Consider the following 10392-nt stretch of genomic DNA (forward strand, 5'->3'; position numbering starts at 1 on the left):
GCCAGGCGGGCGGAACGCGAAGGCGACCCTTGTGCGCTTGACCACCGGGCGCATCGCAGTTTGCAGCGCGGGACGTCGAACCTACGACCGTGTTGTGGCGGTCTGCACCATCAACCGCCGTTCAGTGGGCGACCTATTACGTAAAGCCGGGGTCGTTGAAGGCGGGAATGGTCGTTAGGTGCGCGACAGCGCGCAATCAGCCCGGGGAGCAGGACGCTCGTGGACTGCTACGCGTCGATATTAGCGGTTAGTACAGGCTGCAGCACATCGAAGAGGTCGCCGCAAACCTGCTCGCGGCTGCGACGCGTCGTATTCAAGTAGATAAAAAGCTGGTCAGCCTGGTGCCTGTCCGCAGCGTCGCGCCATGTCGCTGTTGCGTGCAGCAAGCTGTTCGCGGAACCGCAACAGATCACCGTCGATCCCCCGGGCGCAGAGCGAGCAATAACGAAATTCCCTCCAGCGTAAGGCAGCGCTTGCGGCGACGCGGCTCGGAACCGGTATGCAGCGCCTGACGCACCTTTCAACTCCAAGAATTCTCCCGACGCGCCCACGGCGAAATGAGCAGACGCGACGCTTGGCAATTCGTTATGGACGGACAAGGCGGCTGTTTCCATCGCGGCACTGTGCCACCGACGTTCGAAACTGGCCATCCCGACCGCCGCGCGACAGCGACGCTCGTCTTGATAGAGGCGGGCATGTCTGGATCGCACAGAGCCTGTGGTTGTTCGTGCTAGGGTTCATATGATAGGTATCATGCATTGGCGTTTGTTAGCGATCGCCGCGGCGCAGTCCACGAGATCAAACGCGCCTTCGCCATGATGATTATCATATTGAGGTCGTTTGACCGTGAGACCCAAATCCACCCAGGCTCCCAAGACCCGCGAGCTGCTTCTTGAGGAGGCAATTCGCACGATCCGTGCAGCGGGCGTACACGCTTGCACACTCAACGGCGTCGTCAGACGGATCGGAAAAACCCACGGCGGGTTCTACGGACATTTCTCCTCGCGCGACGCCATGGTCGATGCTGCCGTCGAACGCATGATCGAGTCGAACCGCAGCAGGCGCGTTGAGAGGGCCGCGGCAGAAGATTCTCCGGCGCAGGCGTTGATGACATTCATCGATCACTATCTGTCGCCGGAACATCGCGACGATAGCATTGCAGGGTGTGTACTCCCACTCCTTGCCAGCGAGGCGCTGCGCATGCCGGACGGCGCACGCCAGCACTACGCCGCGGAAGCTAAATCGGTGCGCGAGTTTATAGCCGTTCCACTGAGGGCGAGAGGTGGTCAGCAGGTAGATGCGACGGCGACGTCGTTGCTGGCAGAGATGGTCGGCGCCCTCTGCCAGGCACGCGCCGAACCCGACCCCCTAGAATCCGGGCAGATCTTGGCTGCGTCGCTAACCGTTGTGCGACAGCGCAGCGGATTGCCGTTTCGCTAGTAGCTCCGTCACTCGCCTCAAGCCGCCATCAAGATGCTGATGAGCTCGCAGTAAGGCGCGCCACCCAATTTCGAACCTGGATCCTAAAAGCGGCCGGTGCTGAGCGTTTGCCCTACGCCGATGCGCTTGCGCGACGGGCGGCGGCAAAATGTTACGCTGTAACGCCATAAAACCCCACGTGGGATCTCGCGTCTAACCTGTTGCGAATTTGGCGCTTTCTGCTCGTTTGGCCTGTCGCTGACAGTACATAAGGGCCACTGACATAAGGTAGGGGCAGCCCTACTAGCCAAGAGGATTGGGAGAACTACAAGCGTGATCATCAGAAGGAATGGAACCCCGGTTGGAAGACCGGCGATCCGCTCATCGATCCGCGTTACATCGCCTAGTCGATAGGCGGGCGGCAGGGTACAGCGGCACGGGATTGATGTTCTCAAATCGTTCCGGTATCTTTCGGCGCCGGAACGAGAGTGAGGGATGCCTCCCAAGCCGCCTTTAGACTGTTCGAGCTTCCAACATATCCCGCTGGTGACGGAGGACGGCAGCTACGACGACCTCGCCAAGGAAACGGTGCTATTGGAGCGTATGCGCGAGCGCGCGGAGTCGTACGTCCGGGCGTTCCCGTGGGCGCCGCCAATTAAGGCGATGTTGCTGGCCTTCGGCGCCAGCGAGATTCTGGCGCTCTATCTCGTGAGATTCGAGCATGCAATCGAGGATACGGGCGACGAAGAACTGTGGGTCCTCGTTGGCGATCTACCTGCGATGTATTTCGTGACCGACCATGCGGAACGGCCGTCGTTGGCGCTCGCGGTTTATTGCGAACTGGCGGAAAATTGGGCGGATGCTGTGCTCAGCAACGGCGATCTTTCGCAGGTCTACCCCGTGGCTGAGCCGACGCGTGACCGCGCAAACATCCTCTTGACGACGACCACCTTCATCCGAGCCAAGATCATCCCCGACCTTGAATGACGCTCGTGTAGTCACGGCCTGCTTCTGTTCCCGCCTTCGCTATACCCCTTTCAGAACAAGCTCGGGGTATAGCGATGGAAACCGCTGATACGCACTGCCGACGGCGCATTGGTTCTGGCGACGTTCGTCCCGGACTTCGGAACGAAACCACAGCGACCCGAGGCTCTGCGCGTCTCGAACGCGGCGGCCGGCGGTTGAATTCGTCGCAGCTGACGGCTTCCGAACCCCTAGGCGTTAACCTGACAAGGCTCCTGACCGACGGTCCTGATGGAAGAGCAGGACAAGCTTCGCAACTCCTCTGGTCAGTACACAAACTGGGCGACCAGATAAGCGCCGAGCATGAAGAATCCCGCGAGGAAGACGCGCCTGAAGGTGATGGGCGAAATTACGTTGCGAATCCACGTGCCGACGAACATGCCGACCAGCGCCGGGGCAAGCGCGAGCAGCGAAGCGAGCCCGACGCTTAAGCTAAAGTCGCCGGTGGCCGCTAATGCGAGCGCCAACGCCACGGTACACGTCGTGAAGCTTATACCCAGGGCTTGAACGAGACCGTCCCGATCCAAACCGAGCGCCTGAACAAAAGGCACCAACGGAATCACGAACACGCCCGTCACGGCCGCGATCAATCCTGAGATCGCCCCCACGACCGGACCTATGCGCTGCTCCCAGCGCCGCGGCAGATCGCCTCTCGAGAACGGCAGCGCGCTGGCAAGCGCGTACAGCATGATCGCTACTCCCAACGCCGCGGTGGCGGGCCGAGCGTCGACGCCAGACAGGAGCGCCGCACCGGTCCAAGTCCCGAGGCAGATGCCGACGAGCAGAGGCCAAAGCCGACGCAACAATGTCTGGAGCGCGGGCCCGGTGGCCGTCTGCCAGACGTTGGTCACCAATGCAGGGACGACGATGAGCGCGGCCGCTTGGAGCGGAGGCATAGCCAGACTCAGCAGCCCTGTAGCCACTGCCGGCAGCCCCAGCCCAGTAGCGCCCTTGACGAGGCCGCCCAGGAGAAACGCGGCCAAGATGAGCGGCAGGTCTTCGGCCATCGTGCTGTCAATCAAACCCCAACCGGCTATCTGCCGCTGCTCTCGCGCACCTGATTGAGGTGGCCATAGACGGTCTCTACTTAGGTCTCGATCAATATTTACTTACTTCTATCAAATTCTGATCCGGATCTCGAAAATATATGGACGTCATTTTACCTTCTGCACCATGACGATCAACTGGTCCAAGTTCAATTAGCACGCCACAACTTAGAAGATGCGCTTGTAATTCCTCAAGAGACCCTTCCGTAATCAGGCAGAAATCACCAGCGCCGGACGTGGGATGCATCGCCTTGGGATCAAAGGTGCGAGCAACTTCGTGAACGTTGATCTTTTGGCGTCCGAAGTGCAGCGCTGTTGGCCGGCCTCGCGTATCGACCCGTCTGAAACCCAAAGTGCGTTCGTAAAATTTGCAAGTTTCCTCAACGGAACGAACCGTCAGCACGATGTGGTCTATCCGGTCGATCATCAGGCTATCCCCGCAGAGGGCGCTGCAGCACCCGACGTTATGGACGTCCACGATGAGGCGTACGGCGCGCCGCCATCACCTCTCCCGCCAATCGCTGGCGGAGCCATAGCCCGACAGAAAGCGGCGTCAGGCGCCGATGAAGTTGGCCGCTCGGCGGTCCGCGGTTGACCGGACGCCTTCGGAGAAATCCTGCGTTTTCCGAAGCCACTCCTGCTCGATGAGCTCGTGGTCGGTAGCCGCCTTCACGCGTTGGGCGAGGTTTCCACGCATCGTCTTACGGGTCGACAGGAGGCCGAGCGGCGAGCATTCCGCAATCTCACGCGCCAGGGCGAGGGCCGCAGACCGCACTTGATCGGCGGGCACCAGGGCGCTCGCGAGACCCATGGCCAGGGCCTGTTCGCCTGTGACGCGCCGGCTCGTGTAGAACATGAGCTCGGCGTTGGTCTTCCCAATGGCTTCCGGCAGCGTGACCGTTAGTCCGAACCCAGGATGGAATCCGAGACGCGTGAAGTTTGCGGAAAACCGCGCCTCCGGGCAGGTCACCCGGAAATCGGCCGCCATGGCCAGGCCGAACCCGCCGCCGATGGCGGCGCCATGCACGGCCGCTACGATCGGCTTCTTGTTCCCGAAGATCCGGGTGGCCTCGACATAGAGGTGAACCGGGGGCGGAGGCTGCTGGCCGCCTAGCTCGTTTTCGCCGGAGCTGAAATCCGCGCCAGCGCAGAACGCCTTACCCTGGGCCGCGAGCACGACGGAACGAATTTCCGGATCGGCGTCGATGACTTCGAGTGCGTCCGCAATATCGGTGATCAGCTGAAGATCGAAAAAGTTCAAGGGCGGGCGCTGCATCTCGAGGAGCGCCACGTGGCCGTCCTTGGTAACCGCTAGATCGCTCGCCATTATGTTTTTCCTTGAAATAATTCGTCGACAATCAACGCAGGCCGAGGCCGCGCGCGATGATACCGCGAAGCACTTCGGTCGTTCCACCCTGGATGGTCAGCTTCGGCGCCGTTTTGATCTCGAAGTCCAGGGTTTCGCGGAAGAGCTTGTCATCAAGGTCCAGCAGCGAGGTCAGCTCACGCACCTGATGGGGGAGAAGTTGCTCCCACACCGTGCCGATGTCCTTGACGATCGCGGCTTCGACGACCGGTTCGCGGCCCGCCTCGAGCATGCTGGCGACGGAAACCGACATGCGGCGCAGGGTGTGCAACTGGGCGATCAGTCGTCCAAGACCGACCGCCACGCGCGCGTCAGGCTGGTCGCCGGCGACCCGCACGAACTGACGCAGCACATTGAAGTTCTCGAGGAAGCGCTCCGGTCCGGACCGTTCGTAAGCAAGCTCGCTCGTCGCCTGCTTCCACGCCCCGTCCAATTCGCCGATGACGTAATGATCGGGCACGAAAGCATCGTCGAACACGACCTCATTGAACTCGCTCTGGCCGGTGATCTGCCTGATCGGCCGGCAGGTGATGCCCGGAGCCTTCATGTCCACCAGGAATGACGTCAGTCCGTGGCGGCGGTTATCCTGGGTCGCGGGAGAAGTGCGAAACAACCCGATCATGTAGTCCGAACGATGGGCGTTGCTCGTCCAAACCTTCGAGCCTTCGATAGACCAGCCGCCGTCCACCTTCGTGGCCCGCGTCCGGGCCGCGAACAGGTCAGATCCGGAGCCGGGTTCGCTCATGCCGATGCAGAAACTGACCTCCCCGCGAACGATCCGAGGGAGAATGTCGCGCTTGATGCGCTCGTCCGCGTAACGGATCAGGGTAGGTCCGCTCTGCCGGTCGGCGACGAAAAACCGCGCCACGGGGGCGTTGGCGACCCGCATCTCTTCCGTCACCACGTAGCGCTCGAGGAAACTGCGCTCCTGCCCGCCGTAGACTTTCGGCCACGTCATGCCGATCCATCCGCGCTGGCCAACGCGACGCGCGAAATCGTCCGCATTTTCAGCGCCGGAGTCGGGGCGGCTCGGGTCGAAAACGCCGGCCGCAATCTCGTCCGCCAGGAACGCTCGAACCTCTTGGCGCAGGTCCTTGCAGCTCTCGGGGAGGCGAAGCGGGTCGAATTGGAGGGTCGTCATCTGTCCCGCTCCCATCATCGCGAGGCCATCAAGGGCCAAAGTTCATCCGCACCCTTGCCCGCAATGCGCTCGCCGAGTTTGAGGCTCCAGAACGTGTCATTCCCGAAGTCGTCGCGCCATGACAGCATTCTCAGCGTGAAGCGATGCAATATGTGTTCTTCGGTGAATCCGATGGCGCCATGGACTTGATGCGCGATGCGTGCGCCGAGCTCCGCCGCCTCGCCGGTCCGGATCTTGGAAGCTGCGACCTCGAGCAGCATCGCGTCACCCGCAAAACCGGTCGTGGCGACCGCCTCCGCGGCGGACCCCGACGCGGCTGTGGCCGCCGCGACCTCGCCGGCCAGTCGCGCGAGATTGTGCTGGATCGCCTGGAACTTGGAAATGGACTTTCCGAACGCGACGCGTTCTTGCGAATACTGAACCGAGATCCTTAGGATCTTATCCAGCGCGCCACTGATCTGCAGCCCGCGGGCCGTCGCGCCCAGCATCAGCAAGGAAAGCTGGACATCCGCGCCCGTCACGCCGAAGACCCCGCTTTCGGCTGGCTGGACGTGCTCGAACACAACCGTGTCGCGAGCATCGCCCGCCAGGTTCTCAGCAAGTTCAAGCCGGCAATCCGCGGTGCGGACAAGGGCCACCACAGGTCCATCCGGACCGGACGCTACGACCGCCAGATGCTCGACCTCCCGTGCGAACGGCACGCCTTGCGCCCGTCCGCTGATCCGCCCCTCGCTGTCCGCCAAGAGCACGTCGCCAGGCCGGGAAGGCGCCACAGAGAGCGGTCCGGGCGGCGGCGTCAAGTCCGCCTGGGCCAACAGCCATCCGGCGAGCAGCGTCTCCACCAGCGGCGCGGCAAGCGCGCTGCGGCCAGCCTCAAGAATGACGGCGAAGCCTTCCTCCAACGACGCGCCGCCGCCGCCCGCCGCGTCGGAAACCCACGCCAGCGGAAGCCCGACTTCCTCGAGGGCTGACCACAAAGGCGCCTTCCAGTCGTCTCGTCCGGAAATCAGGATCGACTGCGCATCCGCGAGCTCCGCGAACATGCGGGCGGCAGTGTCGGCGACGAGATTGTCTGGTGACATGCAACATTCCTCAATTGGCTTTTCAGCGCGCCGGTCATTCGTCGGCCGTGCTTCGCGACCCGCCCGGCGAACGCTAGACCGGCGGCGCTTAGCGATTGACAAGCGCCCCTGTCCGCCAACCCTAGCCAGTGTATCTCCAATCCGCGAGCGCGCATGTATCCCCTGCCCATCCTCCTCGCCGCCGAGCCGTTCGCTCGCTTGCCGGACGCCTTCCGCACCCGCACCGCCAGCGCATGGGGCGACGTCAACCTCCCCGGGCACGCCCATTCGTCCTTCCTGGAGGGGCCGAGCTTCGACCGGGAGGGAAACCTCTATGTCGTCGATATTGCGTTCGGCCGGATCTTCCGCATCACGCCGGGCGGCGAATGGAGCCTGGTGGCCGAATACGACGGCTGGCCGAACGGACTGAAGGTCCACCCTGACGGACGGCTATTCGTCGCCGACTACAAGCGCGGGATCCTGCAGGTCGACCCCCAGAACGGCCAAGTGACGCCGTTCCTCGAGAGGCATCGCAGTGAGGGGTTCAAAGGCTGCAACGACCTGTTCTTTGGCTCCGCCGGCGAGCTCTATTTCACCGACCAGGGCCAGACCGGCCTGCACGACGCCACGGGGCGCGTCTACCGCTGGAGCGAGCAGCGGGGCCTGGAGCTGCTGATCAGCACCGTGCCCAGCCCCAACGGCCTTGTCATGAACCTGGCCGGGACGCAGCTCTACATCGGGGTCACTCGCGGCAATGCGGTGTGGCGCTTGCCGTTGATGCCCGACGGCGGCGTCTCCAAGGCCGGCCTATTCGTGCAGCTATCGGGCGGCGCGGCGGGGCCCGACGGCTTGGCCCTCGACGACGAGGGCGGCCTGTGGGTCTGCCACCCCGGAATGGGCGTGTGGCGGTTCGACCTGCGCGGCCGCCCCACCCATCTCATCGAAGCCGAGCCCGGCTCCCTTTGGACAAACCTCGCCTTCGGCGGGGACGGCGGCCGCAGCCTGTTCATCACCGAGTCCGCGACCGGCGTGGTGCTGCGCGCCGACACCCCTTTCGCCGGGCGCGCGATGGCCTCGCACGCCGCATGAGCGACGACCGCGGCGCGCGCGCCAGTCGGCCACCAGACCATCGGAGAACACAGATCGCCGCCGACGCGATGGCGTTGTCAGGTTAAATCAGCAGCGAGCCGAGGATGGTTTGATGGGTGGTCCAGACCTGCTTCTGGGGGTTCGCCATATCCCTTTTGGGAAAATCGCCGCCGAGCCGTTCCGATGATTGCACTCCCCCTCAAACGACAAACGCCCGCGAACCGCTTTCGCGATCCACGGGCGCTGCCGAAGCGACTGGAGTCGCGCGGCGATCAGGTGATGTCGGCGAAGGCGATGTCGGTCAGCGCGCGGCCGACCAGGATCACGGCGTCTTCGCCGTTTTCGAAGGCGCCGTCCGCGTCGTTATCGTGGAACACCACGACGCCGACGCCGGTGATCTCGGCGGCGTAGTAGATGACCGTGGTGTCGAGCGCGACGTTGGCCGCGGCGTAGGCCGTGGCGTAGTCGGCGACGGGCGCGCCGCCCTCTGCGTAGTTGACGCCCGTGGCAGGCACGAAGCCGAGGAAGTCGATGCTGTGGTCGGCCGAGACCCAGCCGGTGATCGAGTCGGCGCCTGCGGAGCTGGTCGCAGCCGCGGTGACGCCGGAGTCTCCAGCCGCGATCTGAACTTCGTCAGCCGCGCCCGCCGCCAGAACCAGGCTGTCTGCGCCCGTACCGCCGAGGAACACGTCCGCGCCAATGCCGCCGTCGATGGTGTCGGCGCCCGAACCGCCGACCAGGGAGTCAGCTCCGTCGTTGCCGACGATGCTATCGGCGCCCAGGCCGCCGTCGATGGTGTCCGCGCCGACCCCGCCGTCGATGGTGTCATTGCCGGCCAGAGCCGTGATCGAGTCCGCGCCGGCAAGGCCCGAGATCAGGTCGTCGCCCGCCGTGCCCGTGAGGGTGTCGATTCCGGCGGTGCCGTTGAGCACCGTCGCCGCGCCGGGAGCGTCCGGCGTGAGGTTGGTGTCGGAGATGTCGTTGATGGTGCGGCCCACGAGGACCAGGGCGTCCTCGTAGGTTCCGTTGTCGGCGCCGGTGTCGGCGAAGACCACGGTGTCGGTCCCGACCTGGACGGCGACCACATCGACACCGGCCGTGATCTGGGCGTTGGCGAAGGTGACCGCGGTGGCGAAGTCGGCCTGGGTGCTTTCGGTGTAGGAGACGCCAGCCACCGCGAAATCAAGGCGATCGGTGGTCTCCCAGTCGTTGATCAGGTCGAACGAGCCGACGGTCGAACCGGAGTCCGAGGCGCCGAACACGAAGCGATCTTGACCCGCGCCGCCGGTGAGTTGGTCCTTTCCAGCGCCACCCGTGATGGTGTCGTTGCCAGCGCCACCAGCGATGGTGTCGGTGCCAGCCGCGCCGCCGAGGATGTCGCCGTTGTCGCCGCCGCTGATGCTGTCGCGATCCGCGCCGCCGGTGATCGTGTCGTCACCCAAGCCACCGTCGCCGACGTTGATCGTCGTCGCCGAAGCCGTGCCGAGGGTGATGGCGTCATCGCCCGCACCGCCGGTGATGGTGTCGGCTCCGCCGGCTCCGCCCAGCACGTCGTCGCCGTCTTCACCGAGGATGGTGTCCGCATCGGCGCCGCCGGTGATTTGGTCATCACCTTCGTTGCCGTTGAGGGTGTCGGCGCCGCCGTTGCCGTTGATGGTGTCGTTGTTCTGGCCGCCGAGCAGGACTTCACCGGTGGTCGCCGTGTTGGCGCCGCCGTTGATCAGGTCCTGGCCTTCGTTGCCGTTGACCTGGCCGCCGGCGCCCAGCGTGATGGTGTCGTCGTCCTGGCCGCCCCAGATGGTCGCCGCGTCCGTGGCGCTGGTGATCGCGTCGTTGCCGGCGCCGCCGTTCAGCACGTCCGCGCCGCCGCCGCCGACGATGGTGTCGGATCCGTCGCCGCCGAAGATCTGGTCAGCCGCCGTACCGCCGGCGATGGTGTCGTTGCCGAGGTCGCCGCTGAGGTAGTCAGCCGCGCCGCCGCCGGTGATCGAGTCGTTGTCCTGACCGCCGAGGATGGTGTCGGACGACGTGCCGCCGGTGATGATGTCGGCGCCCTTGTTGCCCTGCAGGAAGTTGACGCCCGTGCCGCCGGTGATGGTGTCGGTCCCTTGACCGCCATAGACGGTGTCGCTTCCCGCGCCGCCGACCAGGCTGTCGTTGCCGGCGTTGCCCTGCAGCAGGTCATTGCCTGCGCCGCCGTCGAGGGTGTCGTTACCCGCGCCGCCGAACGCCGCATCGCCGGTGGCG

General features: G+C 64.4%; 10 protein-coding genes. 3 read left to right on the top strand and 7 right to left on the bottom strand.

The window, feature by feature from the left end; translation table 11 throughout:
• Positions 1–227: 227 nt before the first annotated feature.
• Entirely contained in the window at positions 228–650 is a 423-nt protein-coding gene (locus Q8M88_RS01310) for a hypothetical protein (RefSeq protein ID WP_305594297.1), read from the bottom strand.
• 196 nt (positions 651–846) lie between these two features.
• Between Q8M88_RS01310 and Q8M88_RS01315 the strand changes: the two genes are divergently transcribed.
• A complete protein-coding gene (locus Q8M88_RS01315; RefSeq protein ID WP_305594315.1) occupies positions 847–1440 on the top strand; it encodes a TetR/AcrR family transcriptional regulator in 594 nt (197 codons plus the stop codon).
• A 474-nt stretch (positions 1441–1914) separates the two neighbouring features.
• Complete coding sequence (locus tag Q8M88_RS01320) at positions 1915–2406, top strand: hypothetical protein (RefSeq protein ID WP_305594299.1); 492 nt, start codon at positions 1915–1917, stop codon at positions 2404–2406.
• Between the two features lie 302 nt (positions 2407–2708).
• On the opposite strand, the gene Q8M88_RS01325 is transcribed toward Q8M88_RS01320, so the two are convergent.
• The 5 genes from Q8M88_RS01325 to Q8M88_RS01345 all read right to left on the bottom strand — a co-directional run bounded on the left by Q8M88_RS01325 (position 2709) and on the right by Q8M88_RS01345 (position 7077).
• The gene (locus tag Q8M88_RS01325; RefSeq protein WP_305594301.1) at positions 2709–3449 is read right to left on the bottom strand and encodes a sulfite exporter TauE/SafE family protein; all 741 of its coding nucleotides are present in this window, start codon (positions 3447–3449) and stop codon (positions 2709–2711) included.
• Between the two features lie 91 nt (positions 3450–3540).
• Complete coding sequence (locus tag Q8M88_RS01330; protein WP_305594303.1) at positions 3541–3915, bottom strand: VOC family protein; 375 nt, start codon at positions 3913–3915, stop codon at positions 3541–3543.
• A gap of 126 nt (positions 3916–4041) precedes the next feature.
• Positions 4042–4815, bottom strand: coding sequence for an enoyl-CoA hydratase/isomerase family protein (locus Q8M88_RS01335; RefSeq protein ID WP_305594305.1), 774 nt, complete (start codon positions 4813–4815; stop codon positions 4042–4044).
• A gap of 31 nt (positions 4816–4846) precedes the next feature.
• On the bottom strand, positions 4847–6034 hold the full coding sequence (locus tag Q8M88_RS01340; RefSeq protein ID WP_305594307.1) for an acyl-CoA dehydrogenase family protein: 1188 nt from the start codon (positions 6032–6034) through the stop codon (positions 4847–4849).
• Positions 6010–7077: an acyl-CoA dehydrogenase family protein gene (locus Q8M88_RS01345; protein WP_305594309.1), complete on the bottom strand. Its 1068-nt coding sequence runs from the start codon at positions 7075–7077 to the stop codon at positions 6010–6012. Before Q8M88_RS01345 ends, Q8M88_RS01340 begins: the two co-directional genes overlap by 25 nt.
• A 153-nt stretch (positions 7078–7230) precedes the next feature.
• Here Q8M88_RS01345 and Q8M88_RS01350 point away from each other — a divergent pair, with 153 nt between their 5' ends.
• Positions 7231–8145, top strand: coding sequence for an SMP-30/gluconolactonase/LRE family protein (locus Q8M88_RS01350; protein WP_305594311.1), 915 nt, complete (start codon positions 7231–7233; stop codon positions 8143–8145).
• Positions 8146–8417: 272 nt separating this feature from the next.
• Here Q8M88_RS01350 and Q8M88_RS01355 read toward each other — a convergent pair.
• A partial coding sequence (locus Q8M88_RS01355) for a calcium-binding protein (RefSeq protein ID WP_305594313.1) occupies positions 8418–10392 on the bottom strand: 1975 nt, incomplete at its 5' end.

This window comes from Phenylobacterium sp. (assembly GCF_030693805.1).
GTDB lineage: Bacteria > Pseudomonadota > Alphaproteobacteria > Caulobacterales > Caulobacteraceae > Phenylobacterium.

Coding starts and splice junctions, on each gene's coding strand:
- Q8M88_RS01310 (WP_305594297.1), bottom strand. CDS start 650: ATGGCCAGTTTCGAACGTCGGTGGCACAGTGCCGCGATGGAAACAGCC.
- Q8M88_RS01320 (WP_305594299.1), top strand. CDS start 1,915: ATGCCTCCCAAGCCGCCTTTAGACTGTTCGAGCTTCCAACATATCCCG.
- Q8M88_RS01325 (WP_305594301.1), bottom strand. CDS start 3,449: ATGGCCGAAGACCTGCCGCTCATCTTGGCCGCGTTTCTCCTGGGCGGC.
- Q8M88_RS01330 (WP_305594303.1), bottom strand. CDS start 3,915: ATGATCGACCGGATAGACCACATCGTGCTGACGGTTCGTTCCGTTGAG.
- Q8M88_RS01335 (WP_305594305.1), bottom strand. CDS start 4,815: ATGGCGAGCGATCTAGCGGTTACCAAGGACGGCCACGTGGCGCTCCTC.
- Q8M88_RS01345 (WP_305594309.1), bottom strand. CDS start 7,077: ATGTCACCAGACAATCTCGTCGCCGACACTGCCGCCCGCATGTTCGCG.
- Q8M88_RS01350 (WP_305594311.1), top strand. CDS start 7,231: ATGTATCCCCTGCCCATCCTCCTCGCCGCCGAGCCGTTCGCTCGCTTG.